Here is a 19,850-nt window from a genome sequence, read left to right as displayed (position 1 = left end):
AAGATCACTTCAGGCGGTCTCTTCAGCCCGGTAGGCGTAGGTGTTGTTGAAGCAGTAGATCATCCAGTTACCGGCGGAAATCGGCTCATACTTCGGCGTCTCGCCCGGGGCACAACAGTTTTCCAGACAGCTGACATCGGTATCAAAATCTGGTTCGACGAAGAAGGGCATGGAGTAGCGTTCCCGTCCACTGGGACTGAACACCCGGTGGGCGGTGGATTTGTAACGATCGTTACTCCAGCGGGCCATCATATTACCGATATTGATAACAAATGCGCCCTCAATGGGTGGTGCGTCTATCCATTTACCGGTTGTGTCCTGTACTTGCAGTCCGCCAGTTTCATCCTGCCAGAGAATGGTAATGCAGCCATAATCCGTATGGGCGCCTGCGCCAATATGTTTTTCGCCATTAACCTGCGGTACTTCCGGATAGTGGATAAAACGTAGTACGCTCAGTGGGTGCTCAAACTTGTTGGCAAAAAAATCCTTGTCGATGCCTAAGGCTATTGCCAGGGCGCTGAGTACCGTTTTACCCAGTTCCAGCATATCCCAGTAGTGGCGCTCCATTTTTTGCTGAAAGTCAGCCGGCTGTTGCGGGTACTGGTTGGGTCCATAAAGTGGTCGATCAGGTCCGATCAGCGGATGGTCTGGCGCAAGATTCAGCCCCATATCAAAGGTCTCTTTAATATCGCCAGGACGCTCTGGATCCAGCTGCTCTGCTTTCATTTTGCCATAGCCGCGATGGTTGGCAGACAGGGTGATATCGATTTTTACCTTCTCCGCCTCCGGGAGTGCAAAAAACGCTTTCGACAGCTCGCGCATCTCGTTTATGCGGGCGTTGCTGATAGGGTGGCCCTGAATATAGAAAAAGCCGCTGTTCTGACATGCGGCATCGATGGCCTCAGCTACTTTCAGTTTCTCGGTCTCATTATCAGAGTACAAACTGGATATATCGATCAGAGGAATATTCATAAGGGTTTGTAAACAACGGTTGGTGAGTCCAGCCCCCCGCTATCGGTGATAGCGGGGGATGTTGTTGGTGTCGCTATTTAATAATCAGGCGGGTCTTACTTCGGGATCTCAGAGGTGATGCCCTCAACGTACCAGTTCATTTTTTCCAGATCTTCATAGTTCAGGCGTTCGCCCTCAGCAACAACCAGCTCGCCTGCCTGATTTTTGATCGGTCCGGCAAACGGATAAACGCTGCCATCTTTGATGCCTGCAATCAGCTCTTTTGCATGGGTAACAACATCTGCTGGGATGCTTTCATTAAACCCTGGGATAACAATCGATCCCTCTTTCATCCCTTCGACATTGGCTTTTGCTTCCCAGGTACCATCCATAACGGCTTTAACGGTTCTGATGTAGTGAGGGCCCCACTCATCAACTACCGACAGCAGGTGGGCGTGGGGGCCGAAGGAGGACATATCAGAGGCCTGGCCTACCGCGTAGATACCACGGCGTTCTGCTGCCTGCATCGCTGCCGGGCTGTCCGTATGCTGCAGAATAACGTCAACTCCCTGATCCATCATGGCGTTGGCCGCGTCAGCCTCTTTACCCGGATCAAACCAGCTGTTTACCCAGATGACTTTGAGTTCCGCTTCCGGGTTGTATTTGTTCAGTGCCAGCTGTACCGCATTGATATCGCGAATAACCTCTGGAATAGGGAAGGAGGCAATATAGCCGATCTTATTGCTCTTGGTCACCTGAGAGGCGACGTAACCGGCAACATAACGTCCTTCGAAAGTCTTGGAGATATAAGTGCCCAGGTTCTTCGCCATCTTGTAGCCAGTGGCATGCTCAAAGACAACATTGGGGAACTGCTTAGCTACTTTCAGCGTCGGGTTCATAAAGCCGAACGAGGTGGTGAAGATCAGGTTGTGGCCTGTTTTCGCCAGATTATAAATCACCCGCTGCGCATCAGCTCCCTCGGCAACGTTTTCCACATAGGTGGTCTGCACTTTATCACCAAACTCCGCTTCAACGGATTTACGTCCCTGATCATGCTGATATGACCAGCCGTGGTCACCAATCGGGCCGACATAGACAAAGCCAACTTTGAGCGGATCGGCGGCCTGAGCTGAAAGGGTGGAGAGTGCTGACAAGCACACACCGGCAGCAAGACCGGTAACCAGTTTGTTAAATTGACGACGTTTCATGCGTCCATCTCCTGTTGAGTCATTTGGTTTGACTGGCAAAAAGTTGACCTATTGGTCAGTTGTAACTGTTTAAGCAAAAATCTGACCAATTAGTCATATTTTGGTTATCCCGTTGTTATCCTCTCATCCTGCTGAATCGGATCTGTCGAGGGTATCATCGAATAGGTAAAGTTGCCTTATTCTGGTGCATGGGCTCTGTGATTGCTTTAATTCAGATCACAAAAACAGAGCGCAGCTAAATTCAGACGGTCAGCCTCTGGCATGGAACGGATTCCCCAACGACATCGGTGCCACCAGGCGGCTACGGGTCTGATTGCTTGACAGAATCACCAGTACCACCACTGTAGCCAAATAGGGGAGTATCGCCAGCAGGTTTGGCGAAACCGCAAAGCCGAGTCCCTGAAATACCAGGTGCAGGATGCTGGCCAGACCAAATAGCCATGCCCCTAAGAGTACGCGTTCCGCTTTCCAACTGGCAAACACTACCAGTGCCAGGGCGATCCAGCCGCGTCCTGCAGACATGTTTTCGGCCCACAGAGGCGTATAGGCCAGCGAAAGATAGCCGCCTGCCAGCCCCGCCATCGCCCCGCCAAAGATGATCGCCAGATAGCGGGTTTTAAAGACCGGCAGACCGATGGCATTGGCGGCGTGAGGGTTCTCTCCCACCGCTTTGAGGACCAGCCCCGGGCGGGAGTAGTTGATAAACCAGTAAACCGCACCAAACAGAATAAAGGAAAGGTAGACGATCAGGTCCTGGCCAAACAACATCCGGCCGATGATGGGCAGGTCGGTCAGTACCGGGATAAAGACAGGGTCCAGACCCTCAATGGGTTTGCCAACAAATTCACTGCCGATAAATGCTGACAAACCGGTTCCAAAGATGGTCAGCGCCAGTCCGGTAGCAACCTGATTAGCGCTGAGTTCCATGGTGATCAGACCGAAAATAAGTGACATCAGAACACCTGCCACCATCGCCAGAATAAATCCAAGCAGGAGGCTGCCAGACAGCAGGGTGACGATAAAGCCGACCACGGCCCCCATCAGCATCATGCCCTCCTGGCCAAGATTCAGCACGCCACTTTTTTCACACACGAGCTCTCCCAGCGCCACGATTAGCAACGGTGTTCCCGTACGGATCATGGCGTAGAGTATATTGGTAATCAGATCTATATCCATGGGGTTATCCTCGGGTCTCAGACGCTAAAGGTGTTAAGGGCGTACTGGTTTTTACTTTTCTGGGTTTGAGGCGTATCCGGAATGAGATCAGTACATCGCAGGCCAGCAGGTAGAACAGCAGCATACCCTGAAACAGTCCGGTGAGTGCCAGAGGTAATCCCAGACTGATCTGTGCCATCTCGCCACCCATATAGAGCAGAGCCATGAGCAGACTGGCTAACAGAATGCCCAGAGGGTGAAGGCGGCCGAGGAAGGCAACGATAATGGCGGCGTATCCGTATCCGGGAGAGATCTGCGGGATCAGTTGGCCAATGGGGCCGGTCACTTCGCCGACGCCCGCCAGGCCTGCTAGTCCACCGCTCAGCAATAGCGCAAAGTAGGTCAGTCGTTTCTCTTTAAAGCCCGACAGCCGTGCGGCTCCGGCATCCATCCCCATCACTTTGATCTGAAAGCCGTAGAAACTGCGACTCATCAGAACCCAGACGGCAACCACTGCGAACAGCGCCAGCGCCATCCCAAAATGTACCCGGGTGCCCTCAATTAAAACCGGTAACAGGGCAGAATCACCAAACAGTGCTGATTCAGGGAAGTTGAATCCTTCCGGGTCTTTCAGTGGCCCATGAACCGCCCAGAGCAGAATATTGAGGGCGATATAGTTCATCATAATGGTGGTCAGGATCTCATTGGTATGGAAGCGTACTTTGAGGATTGCCGCGATACCCGACCAGAACATACCGCCCAGGATCCCGGCGATCAGGACGATGGGGAGAACCCAGAAGCCCTCTGCTTCAATCAGCTGCAGGGCGATATAACTGCCGAACAGTCCGCCCATCAACAGTTGCCCTTCGGCACCGATATTCCAGATTTTTGCTTTGAAAACCACCGACAGGCCGATGGCGCAGAGCAGTATCGGTGCGGTTTTAACACAGAGCTCGGCAATCCCGTGGGTATCAGAGATCGGAACGTAGAGAATTGTGATCAGTGCTTCCACAGGATCAACGTTCAGCAGGGTGAACAACAGTAAACCGGTTAGCATTGTCAGTAACGCCGCCAATACCGGTGAAAGATAGGCCATGGTGGCAGAGCGTTCGCCGCGGGGTTCGAGTTTAATCATAGGGTAGCACTCCCCTCATGGGCGGACTGGCTAAAATCGCCGGCCATCATCCGTCCCAGCTCCTGTATTGATGATTCGGGTGTGGGCTTAACCGGAGACAGGGCGCCATTGCAGATTGCACCGATGCGGTCTGATATCAGGAACAGTTCGTCGATATCTTCCGATACCACCAGAATGGCTGCTCCCTGATCACGCAGGGTAATCAGAGCTTTGTGAATGGCGGTTGCTGCACCGATGTCGACCCCCCATGTGGGGTGGGCTGCGATCAGAATTTTGGGGTTCTGCATGATCTCCCTGCCGATAATAAATTTTTGCAGATTACCGCCGGACAGACTATCAGCCTGAGCATGGCGGCCAGCGGCTTTGACTCGGTATTGATCGATAATCTGGTCGGCAAATGTTTCGGCTTTTTTCCAGGCCACCATCCCTTTGCTGAGCAGTCCGGAGAGAAACCCTGTCAGTAAGGCATTCTCGGTCAGGCTCATCTCCGGTACAGCGCCACGGCCAAGGCGCTCTTCGGGGACAAACCCCAGTCCCCACCGGCGTCGTTGATCCGGCGGAAGGTCAGCCACAGCATCTTCTGCAAAGGTGATGGTTTTCCCATCCGGGCAGAGGTGTTCGCCACTCAGGCTTGCCAGCAGCTCCTCCTGGCCGTTACCGGCGACCCCTGCGATGCCCACTATCTCACCGGCATTCACTGTCAGGTTGATATGTTTCAGATGCACCCCAAACGGATCATCGCTGTGCAGATTCAGGTCAGAGATACAGAGCAGCGGTGTACTCCCCAGTTTTTTGGGGTAGGTGGTGCTGACCGGTGTATCATCGCCAACCATCAGCTTAGCCATGCTGGTGGTATCTTCTTCTGCGGGAACGCACTCGCCGGAAACGCGGCCCGCCCGCAGTACGGTGGCGTTATGACACAGTGCTTTGACTTCGTTCAGTTTATGGCTGATGAACAGGATTGAGCAGCCTTCACTGGCCAGTTGTCGCAACGTAATAAACAGGCTATCCACCTCCTGAGGGGTTAATACGGAGGTGGGTTCATCCAGAATCAGCAGTTTGATGTTCTGAACCAGGCAGCGGACGATCTCTACCCGTTGCCGCTCACCGACCGACAGGGTATGTATCTCCCGTTCTGGATTGATCGTCATACCGTATTTTTCGGACACCGTACGAATTTTTTCTGCCAGTTGATCCAGTGCGCCGGCATCATCACCCAGTGCCAGGGCGATATTTTCAGTCACGGTCAGGGTTTCAAATAGCGAAAAGTGTTGAAATACCATGCCGATACCCATCTTGCGGGCCTGAGCCGGGTCCTTTACTTCGATGGGTAAACCATCCCAGAGCACCTCGCCACGGTCCGGTTTGACCAGCCCGTAGATCACTTTCATCAGCGTGCTTTTGCCTGCGCCATTCTCGCCCAGCAGGGCGTGAATCTCTGCGGGTGCGATATCCAGGTGGACATCATCGTTAGCCAGACAGCCGGGGTATTGTTTGGTAATGCCGCGCAGGGAGAGTCGTGGGGGCGGTGAATGCTGCTTCACGTGGGCTACCTCGCCGATGATAGAAGAAAAGGAAAACTATACTCAAACAAGCCGGTTGAGTCTTGTATATCTTACAGTTAAGCAAAAACCTGGCCAGATGGTCAGTATTTGTTTCACTGACCGATCACTATTCGCACTGAACAATCCTGTGGGGAGTGGTGTGTGGAACAGTGACAACATGCACTGTCGCAATGCACCAGACCGGTTCGTCAGTGTCATAACGCTGCACTCTTGTAAGGCATGCAAGCAGAGGCGTGACGCAGGAGGGCAGCCTCACAGATCCCTGGTGATGCCACTGCCTTTGAGAATGATGTGGCAGAGGGTGTTAATCGCTTGTTCGTAGTCCTGATCATCCAGGCTTTTTTTGCCCAGTGCCGACGAAACCTGCAGGGCAAAATCAGCGTAGTGCTGAGTGCTGGACCACAGCAGGAAAATAAGATGGCTTGGGGTGATGTTGGCATCCAGTTTTCCCTGTTGTTGCCACTGCTCGAATACCGCAGTCCGGGAGCGGAACCACTCCTCATAGCCTTCACTGAAGTAAGCCTGTAAGTTCGGACCGCCACTGATAATTTCGCTGGCAAAAATTCGCGAGGCCAGAGGGTGATCGCGGGAGAACTCAATTTTTTTGCGGATATACTGCGTCAGGCTCTGAGCTGCGTCATCCTCCGCTTTGAGATTGCTTAATGTGCTATCCCACAGGTCGATAATATCGCTGAGCACGGCGAAATAGAGTCCCAGCTTATTTTTAAAGTAGTAATGAATATTTGCTTTTGGCAGCTCAGCCCGGGCGGCGATCTCCCGCATACTGGCCCCTTTGAAGCCACAGGCAGCAAATTCATGCTCGGCGGCTGCCAGAATCCGTTGTTCATTGCGCTGGCGAATTCGCCCTGCAGGTTTTTCGCTCTTATGTGAGCTGATCTCTAACAGCATGAATCGGTCTCGTATTACCAAACGTTGCGTCAGAATTATAACGTAAAAGAATCTTTCGTCCGGTGATATATTCTGACTCTTTGCAACCATAGCCGAAACCGTGCTCCCGGTTCTGATCTTTTTGAGAAAACTTTATCATCCCGGTCGCTTTTTTTGGTTTCGCTATGGTTTTGATATGGTATCGTTGATTTGAAAGCAAAACTGCTGGAGTTGTAACTTAATGACACAGGATTTTCTGACCACGCCGGCGAAAATTTTAATTACCGGAGCGGATGGACAGATTGGCTATTTTTTAAATCAGGCAACCCAGAATGATCCGTTCTTTTCTGTGGTGGCCTTCACCGATGCGAAACTGGACATCAGCAATCGTCAACAGGTGCAGAAACGGCTGGATGAGCATCTGCCGGACTATGTGATCAATACCACCGGGTTTAATGCGGTTGACCAGGCTGAAGCTCAGTCTGAGCGCTGCTATGCGCTGAACCGGGACGCAGTAGAGAATCTGGCGATGGCCTGTGGCGAGTTATCTATTCCGCTGATCCATCTCTCCTCAGACTATGTTTTTGATGGGCACTACGAGAGTGGTTATAAAGAGGATGACCAGGCACGCCCCCTGGGGCTCTATGGTGACAGTAAATGGGAGGGTGAAGAGGTGTTGCGCGCCACGCTGCCGCGCCATCTGATTCTCCGGGTCAGTTGGGTATTCAGCACTATTGGCGATAATTTTATGCGCCGGGCGCTGCTTCAGGCGCGCCAGGAAGAGGAGATCGTTGCCGCGGATGACCGCCGGGGCTGCCCGACTTCCGCCAGCGATATTGCCCGGGTGATCGTTGCGATACTGAAACAGCTGCATAATGGTGCCGAAAACTGGGGTACCTATCACTACTGCTGTGCAGAGATCACCACCCGATACGGTTTTACGGAAGCGGTGCTGGCCGCTGCCGGCCAGTATGAAAAACTGAAAGTCGAGAAGCTGATTCCTATCAGCTCTTCCGAGCTGGGCAGTGATGCTGAACGCCCGGCCTCCTCTGTACTGGTCTGTACCAAGCTGCTGAATCACTTTGGTATCCGCCAGTTGCCCTGGCGCAGTCAACTGGTGGCGATGATTCGTGAGCAGTATCAGAATGAAGAGATTAACGATATCACCGCATAGCCGATCTCAGGGAAACGCAGCGTGGTGCAGTGCTACCCAGACGATATAGGCTGCACAGGTCAGCGCCAGAACAAATGCCAGTGTGCGGATTCCTTTAGTTTTCCCTCGTTTCAGGGCGATTGTGCCCAGCACTATATAAGCGATCAGTGCGATCAGCTTTGCTGTCAGCCAGCTATGGGTAAAGGGATACTGGCTGATGGTAATGGTGAGGGCGATGGCGCTTATCAGCAACAGGGTGTCGATAATATGTGGTGTAATTCTGACCCAGCGTTGTTGCAGCTTTTCCGGTGTTGAAAGCATCCAGTACCCGCGCAGGGTGAAAAAAAGTATGCTCAGAGCGGCAAAGGTGATGTGGGTGTGCTTAAGTGCCATGTACATTGCTTGAAAACTCGCCTAACAATTGATTGAATAACTGACTAAAATAATCAGGTATATTCTTACCTAAATACGCAAGAGATACTACCCAGGTATGCAGATAAATCAGAACAGCAGAGCCACTCAACTGGTCGACCGGTTTGGCCGGAAAGTTGAATATATCCGTCTGTCGGTCACCGACCGGTGTGATTTCCGCTGTGTTTACTGCATGGCTGAGGAGATGCAGTTTCTACCCCGCAGCGAGGTTTTATCGCTGGAAGAGCTGTATCTGGTGGCCCGGGCTTTTGTCGAACTAGGGGTGAATAAGATCCGTCTTACCGGTGGTGAGCCGCTGGTACGGCGGGGGATCCTGACGCTGGTGGAACAGCTGGGTCAGCTACCGGCTGAGTTACTGATCACCACTAATGGTTCACAGTTATCTGGTATGGCTGCTGATCTCAAGCGGCTGGGAGTGGATCGGCTGAACATTAGTCTGGATAGTTTGCAGCCGGATAAATTTAAACGCTTAACCCGCACCGGGCGGCTTGAACAGGTATTAGCGGGGATTGATGCGGCGATAGCTGCAGGGTTTAAGCGGATTAAACTCAATGCGGTGGTGCTGAAAGGGCGTAATGATGATGAGGTACTGGATCTGATCGCGTTTGCCCGTCACAAAGGTGTGGATATTACCTTTATCGAAGAGATGCCGCTGGGGGCGATCACCGAACATGATCGTGCCGAGATGTATTGCTCCAGTGATGAGTTGCTGGAGATGATCTCGGCTGAGTATGCACTGATCGACAGTGATGAGAAAACCGGCGGGCCTTCCCGCTATTACCGTATGGCCGATAGCGACAGCCGGGTAGGTTTTATCTCCCCTCACAGCCACAACTTCTGTAGTGAGTGTAACCGGGTGCGGATGACCGTGGAGGGGCGACTGCTGCTCTGTCTGGGCAATGAACACTCTATGGATCTGCGCCGGGTGGTCCGGGAGCATCCCAACGATATTGAGGTGCTGAAACAGCACCTGATACAGGCAATGGAGCTGAAACCCGAGCAGCACCATTTTGATCTGGCTGATGAAACACCACAGATTGTCAGGTTTATGAATATGACCGGAGGCTGAGCTGGATCGATTAATTTAAAGAATTGGTAAAGTGCGCTGAAATTATTCCTATCTCCCTGTAAAATACCCGCCTTAATATTCGCAGTGCCTCAGGAGGCAGAATGGCAGCCAGCTCTATCAATGATCCATTTCAGAATATCCGCCCCTACCATGATAGCGAGGTAAGTGATGTTCTGAACCGGCTGATCCATGACGATGAACTTATCTCAGTATTGACCCGATATCAGTTTCCCCAGATGGCATCTCTGTTTGGCTGGTTGCTGAAACCCGCAGTACGTATATATCTGGCGCAGAAAACCGGAGAGATCGAAAGCATTCAGGACTTCCAGTTGCTGATTGCCGGCTATATGACCAAGATGATTGGACGTACCACTAGCCGTCTTTCCTGCAGCGGTATTGAAAATCTTGAACAGGATGAGGCCTACCTGTTTGTGTCAAACCACCGGGATATAGCGATGGACCCGGCATTTGTTAACTGGGCTTTGTATCAGAACGGCTTTGATACACTGCGTATCGCTATTGGTGATAACCTGCTGCGCAAGCCCTATGTGTCTGATCTGATGCGTCTGAATAAGAGTTTTATTGTCAACCGTTCGGCGAAAGGGCGGGAGGTGCTCACCGCTTTAGGTCAGTTGTCCGCTTATATTGACCATTCGTTGGTGCAGGATGAGGCGAGTGTCTGGATTGCGCAGCGGGAAGGGCGGGCTAAGGATGGTAACGATTTTACCGACCCCGCTATCCTGAAAATGTTCTATATGGCGCACCGCAAACAGCGTAGCTTTGCAGAGTTTCTTGAGCGGGTAAAAATCGTGCCTGTTTCAATCTCCTATGAGTATGACCCCTGTGACCGGGCCAAGGCGCAGGAGCTGGACTGCAAGTCCCAGGGGGGGGAATATCAGAAAGCTCAGTTTGAGGATATCGACAGTATTGTTACCGGGATTACCGGCAACAAGGGTCATGTGCACGTTGCGTTTGGCGACGTAATCACCGCTAAGAATACCCCCGAAGAGCTGGCAGCGGAGATCGACCGGCAGATTATTGACAACTATTATCTGCATCCCTCCAATTTATTGGCAGCGGGAGTCGATCAGGACAGCATCAGCGATGAGCAGAAAACGCTGTTTACAGCCCGTACCGAGGGACTATCCGAGTCTGCGGCAAAAATTTTGCGACAGATGTATGCCAATCCGGTATTGAATAAACAGAAACCGCAGGAGGTTGCATGAGCCGTCTGACGCACCTGGATGAGAAAGGGCATGCGAATATGGTTGATGTGTCGGATAAGGCCGTCACCACCCGCGAAGCGACAGCTCAGGCTGTGGTTAAGATGCTGCCCGAAACGCTGCATATGATTACGGCGGGTGAGCATAAAAAAGGTGATGTGCTGGCGGTGGCCCGAATCGCCGGTATTCAGGCGGCCAAACGCTGTTCTGATCTGATCCCTTTGTGTCATCCGCTGATGCTGAGTAAGGTCTCTGTTGAGCTGACGCCTCAGCCGGAGTCAGATGCGGTGCTGATTCTGGCGACCTGTAAACTGGCAGGCCAGACCGGGGTTGAGATGGAAGCGCTGACCGCTGCATCGGTTGCCGCCCTGACTATCTATGATATGTGCAAAGCGGTGGATAAAGGGATGGTTATCTCTGAGGTAAAACTGTTAGAGAAACGTGGCGGGAAAAGTGGCCACTGGCAGGTGAACCCTTGAAACCTGTTGTAAACATTGATGAAAGTGCCCAAAAGGAAGATCAGGCGATGATGCGAAAACCCTCACTGTTTTTATACCTGCGGGCGACGCTCTTTTATATTGTTTTTTATCCGGTCACCCTGGTGTTTGCCGCGTTCTGTCTGCTGGTGGGCTGGGCGTTACCTTTTCGTCCCCGTTTTAAGCTCTTCACGCTGATGAACTACTTCACCATGTTATGGCTCTATCTCACCTGTGGCGTCAGATACCGGGTTGAGGGGCGGGAAAACCTGCCTTCAGGGAGTGAAGGGGCCTATGTGGTGGTTGCTAACCACTCCAGTGAATGGGAGACATTTTTTTTGCAGACCCTGATTCGTCCGCAGAGTGCGGTGTTGAAGCAGGAGCTGTTAAAAATTCCTTTTTTTGGCTGGGCTCTGGGGATGTTAAAGCCGATTGCGCTGGACCGTAGTAAACGTCGGGGGGCTTTAAAACAGTTGCTGACTCAGGGTAAAGAGCGTCTCGAAGAGGGGATTAACGTCGTTATCTTTCCTCAGGGGACCCGGGTCGAAACCGGCAAGCTGGGTAAGTTCAATAAAGGCGGTGCGATGCTGGCGGCCAGTGCTCAGGTGCCGGTTGTGCCGTTAGCGCATAATGCCGGGCTCTTCTGGCCGGGCAAAAGTTATATCAAATATCCGGGGACAATTACGGTTCGGGTGGGCACTCCTGTGCCGGTGGCGGATCGTTCCGTTGATGAGATTCACGCTGACTCAATCGGCTGGCTGGAAGCGCAGATGCGAGACCTGAAGGTGGTCGATGAAGAGTCTGTTTAACAGACAGGAATAAATAAAAAACCCGCCGGAAGGCGGGTTTTTTTATCGGCTAAAATACTCAGCCGGTGTATTTCTGGAACACCAGAGTCGAGTTGGTACCGCCGAAACCGAAGCTGTTAGACATCACCCGTTGCAGATCAACATTGTCACGACGTTCGGTGACAACCGGCAGGCCTTCTGCTGCAGGATCAAGCTCCTCAATATTGGCTGATGCACAGATGAAACTGTTTTCCATCATCAGCAGGCTGTAGATCGCTTCCTGAACACCGGTAGCGCCCAGAGAATGACCGGTCAGTGACTTGGTAGAGCTGACAGGTGGCATCTGATCACCGAAGGTCTCTTTCATCGCCTTCAGCTCCTGAATATCACCCGCGGGTGTAGAGGTGCCGTGGGAGTTGATGTAATCGATGCTGCCATCAACGGTGCTCATCGCTTGCTGCATACAGCGCACAGCGCCTTCACCAGATGGGGCAACCATGTCATAGCCATCGGAAGTGGCACCATAGCCGACCAGTTCGCCATAGATCTTGGCGCCACGGGCTTTGGCGTGTTCCAGCTCTTCCAGAACCAGCATGCCGCCACCGCCAGCGATAACAAAACCATCACGGTTGGCATCATAGGCACGGGACGCTTTCTCCGGAGTGTCGTTATATTTGCTGGACAAAGCGCCCATGGCATCAAACATCACACTCAGGGACCAGTGCAGCTCTTCACCGCCACCCGCGAAAACAATATCCTGCTTGTTCAGCTGGATCTGTTCCATCGCATTACCGATACAGTGGGCGCTGGTAGCACAGGCAGACGTAATGGAGTAGTTAACACCCTTAATCTTGAAAGGGGTTGCCAGACAGGCCGAAACGGTAGATCCCATGGTGCGGGTTACCCGGTAAGGTCCAACGCGGCGAACGCCCTTAGTACGCAGAATATCTGCCGTTTCAACGATATCAGCAGAGGATGCGCCGCCGGAACCTGCCACCAGGCCGGTGCGCACGTTAGATACCATATCTTCGCTCAGGTTAGCGTCTTTGATCGCCTGCTCCATAGACAGATACGCATAAGCTGCAGCATCACCCATGAAACGCACCAGTTTGCGGTCTATCAGGTCTGTGTAATCCAGATCAATACTGCCAGCTACCTGGCTGCGAAACCCCATCTCTTTATACTCTTCCTGAAATTTGATGCCGGAACGGCCCTCTTTCAGTGAGTCCAGGACGGCTTCTTTATCAGTACCCAGGCAAGATACGATACCCATTCCGGTAACAACGACACGTCTCATAGGATGCCTCTTTTATTCAGTAAAAACATTGTAAGTATAGATCTACAGCAGAGCTAAAGCCTGCATTCAGGCTTATAAGATTAGAAGCTATCGGTAGATACGAACAGGCCTACACGCAGATCTTTCGCAGTGTATATCTCGCGGCCATCGACTGAAACGGAGCCATCAGCGATACCCATCACCAGTTTACGTTCAATAACCCGTGACAGATCGATACGGTAGGTCACTTTTTTTGCTGTTGGCAGAATCTGGCCTGTGAACTTCACTTCACCACAACCCAGTGCACGACCGCGACCTTTATTGCCACGCCAGCCCAGGAAGAAGCCAACGATCTGCCACATAGCGTCCAGGCCTAAGCAACCAGGCATTACCGGATCAGTTGGAAAGTGACAGTCGAAGAACCACAGGTCAGGATGGATATCCAGCTCCGCTTCGATATAGCCTTTGCCATATTTTCCACCTTCGCCGGTGATCATAGTGACGCGGTCCATCATTAACATGTTGCCGACGGGCAGTCGTGCATTGCCCTCGCCGAACATTTCGCCATGACCGCACTGAAGAAGTTCTTCTCGATTGAATGAGGAAGGTTTTGTCATTTGAGCTGTATATCCACTTTTTTTTAGCCAAAATATCGGGGGATTATACCGGGTTAGTGGTCTGGGATCACGACCTGTATCACCAAAAACGGAAAATTCGGCCAGATTAGGTCGTTTTTGAGGGCTTTAAAGAAAATGCACAGCGAATTTTGGCACGAACGTTGGCGTAGCGGCCGTATCGGTTTTCATCAGTCGCAGGTTAACCCCCTGCTCAAACACTGCTGGTCTGAATTACAGGCTGATGGTGCGGGACGAGTCCTTGTGCCGCTGTGCGGTAAAAGCATCGATATGCTCTGGCTGCGGGAGCAGGGGCATGAGGTGACCGGTGTCGAGCTGAACGAACTGGCCTGTCAGGCGTTCTGGGATGAGCAAGAAGTGCCCGTAACGGTGCAGCAGACAGGTGATTTTAGTCTGCGAGAGAAAGATGGGTTGCGCTTGCTGTGTGGTGATTTTTTTACCTTGCCCGCCGCAGAGTTTAAGACAATCAATTGGGTCTATGATCGCGCCGCGCTGGTGGCATTCCCCGAACCGATGCGTAAACGCTATGCCCAGACGCTGACTGAGCAGCTTCCCGCAGGCGTCGGCATGTTGCTGATAACCCTTGAATTCGATGATGCTGAAGGCCCGCCCTTTTCCGTAACCGAGGAGGAGGTTCAGGCACTTTATGGTGATCGCTTTAGTATTGAAAAGCTTACGGCGCAGACGGGGATGGGGCGGAGCGGACGTGCAGAGGTGGAGTCGGTTTATATCATGAGGGATAGGAGATAGGGGCTAGATCGTCACAAAAAACGTGACTAGCTAGACGCTTCGCTTGCTAGAAAAATCAAACTCAAAGCAGCTATCAGGCCGCTTTGAGTTATAAGAGCAAATCAGCCGTGCCCACTTACTATGCACGTTATCATTAGAGCTTGTTAAGAAGGTTTTTTCTGACAACTAGTAAGTCACGTTTTTTGTGACGTTCTAGCTAGACGCTTCGCTTGATAGAAAAATCAAACTCAAAGCAGTTATCAGGCTGCTTGTAAGTTATAAGAATAAAGAGCGACCATCCTCACTTACTATCCACGTTCTTATCAAAGCCCATTAAGAAGGTTTTTTCTAACAACTAGCCAGTCGCGCCTTTTGCGACGATCTAGCCACTGCTCTTAACTGCTCCGCTTAACTGCGAGGTCTGCCAGTTGAATCATGGTCTGTTTGAATGAGCTGTCCGGCAAGACATCCAGTGCTTTAATCGCTTTATCCGCCTCGCCGTAAGCGATATCACGGGCGTAATCGATTGAGCCGGTAGCATGGACGATCTCCATGATCGGTTGCAGGTCGTCGAGTCCGCCTTTGCGGATCGCCTGGCGGATCAGTGCGCGCTGCTCGTCGTTGCCTTCGCGCATGGCGTGGATCAGTGGCAGGGTTGCTTTGCCCTCGGCCAGATCATCACCGACATTTTTGCCCATCTCTTCAGCGCTGCTGAGATAGTCCATCACATCATCAATGATCTGAAAGGCGATACCGATATGGCGGCCATAGAGGCGCAGTGCCTCCTGTTGCTCTTGTTCTGCGTCCGCCAGAATGGCACCGGTCTCGGTAGCCGCTTCAAACAGCATTGCGGTTTTCCCCAGAATAACCTGCATATATGAGGCTTCGGTGGTGTCTGGGTTGCGGGCGTTCAGTAGTTGCATCACTTCGCCTTCGGCGATAATCGTGGTGGCGTTGGAAATCACTTTCATGATCTCCATCTTGTTGATCTCAACCATGATCTGAAAAGCACGGGAGTAGAGGAAGTCACCCACCAGAACGCTGGGGGCGTTGCCCCACTTGGCATTGGCGGTATCATTGCCACGCCGCAGCTCTGAGTTATCAACGACGTCGTCGTGTAGCAGGGTAGCGGTGTGGATAAACTCAATCACTGCCGCCAGTTGAACATGATGCTCGCCTTTATAACCGGCGGCATTGGCTGCCAGTAGTACCAGTAGCGGTCTGATCCGTTTGCCGCCGCTCTCTACAATGTAATGTCCGATCTTCTCAACCAGCGGTACACCTGAGTGTAAGTGGTTGATAATATAATTGTTTACCGCTTCGAATTGCGGCTCAATAACTGGATTTAACTGATGTGGCAGCATGGGGACTGATACTAGACTCTGAAATTTGTATGGGCGCATGCTAGGGGGTGCTTATCCGGGTGTCAAGAAAGTCAGGTTATTATCTATATTTATACTTGAGTCGTTTGTTATGTTTCTATATAATCTCGCGCCCTAACCCATCCAAATTCGCTCCCTACCATATGGTTATTAATATCCATTAGAAGTAGGCGTCTTATTTAGTAGCAGGGCGGGTTTTAAACTGGAGATTAAAATGTACGCAGTAATTGTGAGCGGTGGTAAGCAATACCGAGTTCAGGAAGGCCACACGCTGAAGCTGGAAAAGCTGGCTGTAGAAGCTGGTTCAAATGTTGAATTTGACCGTGTTTTGCTGGTAGCTAACGGTGATGATGTTAAGATCGGTGCGCCGGTTGTTGAAGGTGCTAAGGTGACAGCTGAGGTTGTTAGCCACGGTCGCGCTAAGAAAGTTCATATCATGAAGTTCAAGCGTCGTAAGCACCACATGAAGCAGATGGGTCACCGTCAGCACTTCACCGAAGTAAAAATCACTGGCATTAATGCCTAAGACTGTTTGAGAGGAGAGTGACAAATGGCTCATAAGAAGGCGGCAGGTAGTACCCGTAACGGTCGTGATTCCGAGTCGAAACGCTTAGGTGTTAAGCGTTTCGGTGGTCAGGTTGTAACAGCAGGTAACATTCTGATTCGTCAGCGCGGTACTAAGTTCCACGCTGGTGAAAACGTAGGTATGGGTAAAGACCATACTCTGTTTGCAACTGCAGACGGCGTTGTTAAGTTTGTTGTTAAAGGCCCGCAAAAGCGTAAATACATTACTGTAGAAACCGCTTAATAAGGCTTTTATGCTAAAAAAAGCTCCGCGGTTGCGGGGCTTTTTTTGTTTTTAGTGGCTGATTGAGCTAGTTGTTGAAAAGGTCTTCGATACGGGTCTTATCAACAGCCAGTTTGTTGGCAGGTGGTGTGCACAGATTACCAGTATAGCTGGGGGTGTAGAATGAAGTTTGTAGATGAAGCGACGGTCACAATAGAGGCGGGTAAGGGCGGCAACGGCTGCATGAGCTTTCGCCGGGAAAAGTTTATCGCTAAGGGTGGCCCTGATGGGGGTGACGGTGGTGATGGCGGGTCGGTTTTTGTGGAAGCGGACGAGTCGCTGAATACACTTATAGATTATCGCTTTCAGCCCCGTTATAGCGCTCAGAATGGTAAGGGCGGGCAGAGTAGAAACTGTACCGGTGCCAAGGGTGACGACCTGATTATGAAGGTGCCGGTAGGCACCACCGTGGTGGATATCGATACCGATGAGGTGTTGGCAGATCTGACTAAGGTAGGTCAGGTTGAGAAGATTGCTCAGGGTGGCTTTCATGGCCTGGGTAATACCCGCTTTAAGAGTAGTGTCAACCGGGCACCGCGTCAGACAACCAGCGGCAGTCTGGGTGAGACCCGTAACGTCAAGCTGGAGCTGAAAGTGTTGGCGGATGTTGGCTTGCTGGGGTTGCCGAACGCGGGTAAATCGACCTTTATCCGTTCGGTCTCTGCGGCGACCCCTAAAGTTGCTGACTACCCCTTCACAACCCTGGTGCCAAATCTGGGGGTGGTGAGTACTGAGAAGCATAAGAGCTTTGTAATTGCCGATATTCCCGGCATTATCGAGGGTGCTGCAGAGGGGGCCGGACTGGGGATTCAGTTTCTGAAGCATCTGGCACGTAACCGTATTTTGCTACATCTTGTTGATATGGCGCCCTGGGATGGTGTGGCGCCAGCTGATTCTGCTCAGGTGATTGTCAGAGAGTTGGAAAAGTTTAGTCCGACTCTGGCGGCACAGCCCCGCTGGCTGGTATTGAATAAGCTGGATATGGTGCCGGAAGCTGAGCAGGAAGAGCGCTGTCAGGCGGTGGTTGATGCCTTGGGCTGGGATGGTCCTGTCTATCGTATATCGGCGATCAACAAGATGGGGACTCAGCAGCTGGTACGGGATATCCAGGTGTTTCTTGATCAGTTGGCGGTGCAGTTGGCGGAAGATTCAGAATTGGCTGAAGCTGAGCTTCAGGTGCGCCGGTCTATCGACCGCGAAGGTCGTGAGCGGATCGAGCAGATGCGTGCTGAGATCCGTGCTAAGCGTCGTGGCGATGATGATTTTGATGACTTTGACGATGATGATTACGATGTTGAAGTCGAATATGTGAAAAATTAATACCTGCTCAGGTTGTCCTGGCTGAGGCTGGAACCCAGGATGGGGCGGGTCTTTCAAGAGAGTGAAGTCAGTGAGTCAAGCGCGTAATAGGCTAAAAACCTCCCGGCGATGGGTGGTGAAAATTGGTAGTGCGTTACTTACAAATGATGGTGAGGGGCTTGATCTGGCGGCGATTGGTCGCTGGGTTGATCAGTTGGCTCAGCTGCGGCGTGAGGGAGTTGAGATCGTGCTGGTCTCCTCTGGTTCTATTGCGGAGGGTATAGTTCGTCTGGGCTGGAAAAACCGTCCCCATGAAGTCTACAAGTTGCAGGCTGCAGCGGCGGTGGGGCAGATGGGGCTGGTGCAGGCCTATGAGGCCAATTTTAAGCGGCATAACACTCTGACGGCTCAAATTCTGCTCACCCATGAAGATCATTCCAATCGTAAGCGTTATCTTAATGCTCAGGCGACTTTGAAGACGCTGCTGTCGGTGGGTGTGGTGCCGGTGGTGAATGAGAACGATACGGTGGTCACTAAAGAGATTCGCTTCGGTGATAACGACACACTGGGTGCCTTGGTGGCAAACCTGGTCGAGGCTGATGCGTTGATTTTACTCACCGATCAGCGCGGTTTGTATACCGCAGATCCCCGGAGTAATCCTGATGCGACATTGATCTCTGAAGCGATGGCGGGTGATAGTACGCTTGATGCTATGGCTGGTACGGGTGGTCGGCTGGGTCAGGGGGGGATGGCGACTAAAGTGCGGGCTGCCAGGCTGGCAGCGCGTTCGGGTGCTGTCACTGTGATTGCCAGTGGTCGTGAGGATGATGTTTTACTGAAGTTGCGGCAGGCGGATCATCTGGGAACGGTGCTGGTGCCTGAGCAATCGCCGATGGCAGCCCGTAAGCAGTGGATTGCAGGGCATTTGCAGGCACGGGGTACGCTGACTCTGGATGCGGGGGCAGTGACCGCTCTGGTTGATCGGGGTAAGAGTCTGCTGCCGGCGGGAGTGCGTGCAGTGACCGGTTCATTCTCCCGTGGTGAGATGGTGGTGATATCGGATGAGCATGGTCGGGTAATTGGCCGGGGCTTGGTGAATTATGGCGTTGAAGATGCGCAGAAGATTATCGGTCACCCCAGCTCATATATTGAGACAGTGCTTGGTTTTGTCGGGGAGCAGGAGTTGGTGCACCGGGATAATCTGGTGCTGGCATGAGTCTGGTCTCATCGATGTAAGAAGCAAAAAGTAAGAAACAAAAAAACCGGCCATGGCCGGTTTTTTTATCGCTACTTACGTCTTAAAGGCTTACGCCTCAAATCGAATCTCTGGGAGATTAGGCAGCCAGTTTCTTGATAGAGGCATTCAGGCGGCTCTTCTTGCGGGCAACCTGGTTCTTGTTGAAAATGCCTTTAGTTACAGCGCTGTCCATTAATGGCTGAGCGGTAACGAATGCTGCAGATGCAGCTGCGTGGTCGCCAGATTCGATAGCTGCCACTACTTTTTTAACGTAAGTGCGAACCATGGAACGCAGACTCGCGTTATTTTGACGGCGCTTCTCGGCTTGGCGAGCGCGTTTACGGGATCCTGCGGAATTTGCCACAATCCGACTCCTCTAAACTAGGTAAAAGTTAATCGATG

21 protein-coding genes are annotated in these 19,850 nt (G+C 52.0%); 10 read left to right on the top strand and 11 right to left on the bottom strand.

The genetic code is table 11. The features are described from left to right. Window positions 1-9 precede the first annotated feature (9 nt). The 6 genes from OCU43_RS20630 to OCU43_RS20605 form a co-directional block, all read right to left on the bottom strand. Window positions 10-972 carry an isopenicillin N synthase family dioxygenase gene (locus tag OCU43_RS20630; RefSeq protein WP_091361808.1) on the bottom strand — a complete coding sequence of 321 codons (963 nt, stop codon included), beginning with the start codon at window positions 970-972 and terminating at the stop codon, window positions 10-12. A gap of 95 nt (window positions 973-1,067) precedes the next feature. After that, window positions 1,068-2,159: a BMP family ABC transporter substrate-binding protein gene (locus OCU43_RS20625; RefSeq protein ID WP_091361807.1), complete on the bottom strand. Its 1,092-nt coding sequence runs from the start codon at window positions 2,157-2,159 to the stop codon at window positions 1,068-1,070. Between the two features lie 249 nt (window positions 2,160-2,408). Beyond that, a complete protein-coding gene (locus OCU43_RS20620) occupies window positions 2,409-3,335 on the bottom strand; it encodes an ABC transporter permease (RefSeq protein ID WP_091361805.1) in 927 nt (308 codons plus the stop codon). Window positions 3,336-3,339: 4 nt separating this feature from the next. Then, window positions 3,340-4,449: an ABC transporter permease gene (locus OCU43_RS20615; protein ID WP_091361804.1), complete on the bottom strand. Its 1,110-nt coding sequence runs from the start codon at window positions 4,447-4,449 to the stop codon at window positions 3,340-3,342. Beyond that, entirely contained in the window at window positions 4,446-5,993 is a 1,548-nt protein-coding gene (locus tag OCU43_RS20610) for an ABC transporter ATP-binding protein (RefSeq protein ID WP_091361802.1), read from the bottom strand. Before OCU43_RS20610 ends, OCU43_RS20615 begins: the two co-directional genes overlap by 4 nt. A gap of 273 nt (window positions 5,994-6,266) precedes the next feature. Further along, window positions 6,267-6,923, bottom strand: coding sequence for a TetR/AcrR family transcriptional regulator (locus OCU43_RS20605; protein WP_091361801.1), 657 nt, complete (start codon window positions 6,921-6,923; stop codon window positions 6,267-6,269). Window positions 6,924-7,143: 220 nt separating this feature from the next. On the opposite strand from OCU43_RS20605, the gene rfbD reads away from it, so the two are divergent. After that, window positions 7,144-8,076, top strand: coding sequence for a dTDP-4-dehydrorhamnose reductase (gene rfbD, locus OCU43_RS20600; RefSeq protein WP_091361799.1), 933 nt, complete (start codon window positions 7,144-7,146; stop codon window positions 8,074-8,076). Window positions 8,077-8,082: 6 nt separating this feature from the next. Here rfbD and OCU43_RS20595 read toward each other — a convergent pair whose 3' ends face one another. Further along, entirely contained in the window at window positions 8,083-8,448 is a 366-nt protein-coding gene (locus OCU43_RS20595; protein WP_245756638.1) for a SirB2 family protein, read from the bottom strand. 97 nt (window positions 8,449-8,545) lie between these two features. Between OCU43_RS20595 and moaA the strand changes: the two genes are divergently transcribed. From moaA to OCU43_RS20575, 4 genes are all read left to right on the top strand, one after another. Continuing rightward, on the top strand, window positions 8,546-9,556 hold the full coding sequence (gene moaA / locus OCU43_RS20590) for a GTP 3',8-cyclase MoaA (protein WP_091361796.1): 1,011 nt from the start codon (window positions 8,546-8,548) through the stop codon (window positions 9,554-9,556). Between the two features lie 101 nt (window positions 9,557-9,657). Next, window positions 9,658-10,782: a 1-acyl-sn-glycerol-3-phosphate acyltransferase gene (locus OCU43_RS20585; protein ID WP_091361795.1), complete on the top strand. Its 1,125-nt coding sequence runs from the start codon at window positions 9,658-9,660 to the stop codon at window positions 10,780-10,782. Then, window positions 10,779-11,258: a cyclic pyranopterin monophosphate synthase MoaC gene (gene moaC / locus OCU43_RS20580; RefSeq protein ID WP_091361793.1), complete on the top strand. Its 480-nt coding sequence runs from the start codon at window positions 10,779-10,781 to the stop codon at window positions 11,256-11,258. Before OCU43_RS20585 ends, moaC begins: the two co-directional genes overlap by 4 nt. After that, the gene (locus tag OCU43_RS20575; protein WP_091361791.1) at window positions 11,255-12,064 is read left to right on the top strand and encodes a lysophospholipid acyltransferase family protein; all 810 of its coding nucleotides are present in this window, start codon (window positions 11,255-11,257) and stop codon (window positions 12,062-12,064) included. Before moaC ends, OCU43_RS20575 begins: the two co-directional genes overlap by 4 nt. 58 nt (window positions 12,065-12,122) lie before the next feature. Here the strand turns inward: OCU43_RS20575 and fabB are convergent, their stop codons facing one another. Continuing rightward, window positions 12,123-13,340 carry a beta-ketoacyl-ACP synthase I gene (fabB, locus tag OCU43_RS20570; RefSeq protein WP_091361789.1) on the bottom strand — a complete coding sequence of 406 codons (1,218 nt, stop codon included), beginning with the start codon at window positions 13,338-13,340 and terminating at the stop codon, window positions 12,123-12,125. Between the two features lie 80 nt (window positions 13,341-13,420). Next, window positions 13,421-13,936, bottom strand: a complete 516-nt coding sequence (gene fabA / locus OCU43_RS20565; RefSeq protein WP_091361787.1) for a bifunctional 3-hydroxydecanoyl-ACP dehydratase/trans-2-decenoyl-ACP isomerase — start codon at window positions 13,934-13,936, stop codon at window positions 13,421-13,423. A gap of 135 nt (window positions 13,937-14,071) precedes the next feature. Here fabA and OCU43_RS20560 point away from each other — a divergent pair, with 135 nt between their 5' ends. Continuing rightward, window positions 14,072-14,704 (top strand): thiopurine S-methyltransferase, encoded by a 633-nt coding sequence (locus tag OCU43_RS20560; protein ID WP_091361785.1) that lies wholly within the window; start codon window positions 14,072-14,074, stop codon window positions 14,702-14,704. Window positions 14,705-15,078: 374 nt separating this feature from the next. On the opposite strand, the gene ispB is transcribed toward OCU43_RS20560, so the two are convergent. Next, window positions 15,079-16,047, bottom strand: a complete 969-nt coding sequence (gene ispB, locus OCU43_RS20555; protein ID WP_091361783.1) for an octaprenyl diphosphate synthase — start codon at window positions 16,045-16,047, stop codon at window positions 15,079-15,081. Between the two features lie 232 nt (window positions 16,048-16,279). On the opposite strand from ispB, the gene rplU reads away from it, so the two are divergent. From rplU to proB, 4 genes are all read left to right on the top strand, one after another. Further along, window positions 16,280-16,591, top strand: coding sequence for a 50S ribosomal protein L21 (gene rplU / locus OCU43_RS20550; protein WP_091361781.1), 312 nt, complete (start codon window positions 16,280-16,282; stop codon window positions 16,589-16,591). A gap of 24 nt (window positions 16,592-16,615) precedes the next feature. Further along, a complete protein-coding gene (gene rpmA, locus OCU43_RS20545) occupies window positions 16,616-16,873 on the top strand; it encodes a 50S ribosomal protein L27 (protein WP_091361779.1) in 258 nt (85 codons plus the stop codon). A 162-nt stretch (window positions 16,874-17,035) separates the two neighbouring features. Beyond that, a complete protein-coding gene (cgtA, locus tag OCU43_RS20540; RefSeq protein WP_091361777.1) occupies window positions 17,036-18,232 on the top strand; it encodes an Obg family GTPase CgtA in 1,197 nt (398 codons plus the stop codon). A gap of 70 nt (window positions 18,233-18,302) precedes the next feature. Continuing rightward, window positions 18,303-19,427: a glutamate 5-kinase gene (gene proB / locus OCU43_RS20535; protein ID WP_091361775.1), complete on the top strand. Its 1,125-nt coding sequence runs from the start codon at window positions 18,303-18,305 to the stop codon at window positions 19,425-19,427. Between the two features lie 118 nt (window positions 19,428-19,545). On the opposite strand, the gene rpsT is transcribed toward proB, so the two are convergent. Further along, the gene (gene rpsT, locus OCU43_RS20530; RefSeq protein WP_091361774.1) at window positions 19,546-19,812 is read right to left on the bottom strand and encodes a 30S ribosomal protein S20; all 267 of its coding nucleotides are present in this window, start codon (window positions 19,810-19,812) and stop codon (window positions 19,546-19,548) included. Window positions 19,813-19,850: the final 38 nt, after the last annotated feature.

Source organism: Amphritea atlantica, from assembly GCF_024347255.1.
Lineage (GTDB): Bacteria > Pseudomonadota > Gammaproteobacteria > Pseudomonadales > Balneatricaceae > Amphritea > Amphritea atlantica.
The sequence above is the reverse complement of the archived record's forward strand: the minus strand, read 5'-3'. Positions and strand labels throughout refer to the sequence as shown.